We start from the raw sequence: 981 nt of genomic DNA, 5'->3' as shown, positions 1-981 counted from the left end.
TTTGCTTATGAAAATAAGCCTGATATACTACACCCTACACTTTCCGAAATCAAGCTTTTCAGGCTTAATTTTGTAGTTGACACTTGTGCTTTAAGTTATAAAAATGAGGGAGGAAGTGATCGATAAAAAAGTTCTCAACGAAAAAAGACTTTCCGAGTGATCGAAAAGTCCTTCCTAATTTCCATACAGCCGAGTGCATAAAAAATTCCACCGCCTTTGTTCAACTAGGGCTTAATTTTTGGGTCTGAAGACCAAACTAAGCCCTAATTATTGTGCTTTCGTCAATTTATTTCCAGTCCTTAACCTTTATTGTTTTAGAATATTTTATTGAGCTAACTGAATATCCTTTTTCAATTGTAATATCATAATTTTTTTCTGATTCGTTTAAAGACTGTTCTTTATTCAGCCAAAAACTAGATATTAATTTCACTTTTTTATTGTCCCAAAATAGGAAATATATTTTTTCGACCGTGATAATCATATTAAGATTTACAAATATACATTCATATTCATCGAGTTCGTTTACAGCTGAATTCCAATTGTCGAGTTCTTCTTTTGAGAACTTATCTTCTTGTAATTCTTTTTTTATGTTAACCCGTAATTTGTAAAGACTTGCTAAGTTCTTCTTTTCTTGAATAATTCCAGGACTGAAAAGAATATCTCCATTCTTAATTACCCATACTAATTCTTTAATTGAGGTATGTTCTGTAATTTTTTCAAGTCCCTTCAATACCTGATCAAAAGTTAATTTTTCATTCACTATCAATATATTCTAGAATATAAGGTTTTGTTTCCCTAATGAAGCACAACTTGATTACTAAACTACGAGAGCGGTTGTGTCAACCGTGATTGGAGTTTAGTTGATGTGTGTGCCCAAAATGGGCACGATCTATATTTTTCTAAATATAGATCAATCTTCTAGAGGGTGCAAGTCCCTTATGCACGGAGTACGATCCCGAAGCATTAGCACGTGACAAGGTG

1 protein-coding gene is annotated in these 981 nt (G+C 32.7%); it reads right to left on the bottom strand.

Annotated features, from left to right (window positions below; all coding sequences use genetic code 11):
• Positions 1–286: 286 nt before the first annotated feature.
• Positions 287–760 (bottom strand): hypothetical protein, encoded by a 474-nt coding sequence (locus HHU12_RS34115; protein WP_169661177.1) that lies wholly within the window; start codon positions 758–760, stop codon positions 287–289.
• Between the last annotated feature and the right edge of the window lie 221 nt (positions 761–981).

Origin of the sequence: Flammeovirga aprica JL-4, from assembly GCF_012844305.1 — a bacterium.
In the GTDB taxonomy this organism is placed as follows: domain Bacteria; phylum Bacteroidota; class Bacteroidia; order Cytophagales; family Flammeovirgaceae; genus Flammeovirga; species Flammeovirga aprica.
The sequence above is the reverse complement of the archived record's forward strand: the minus strand, read 5'-3'. Positions and strand labels throughout refer to the sequence as shown.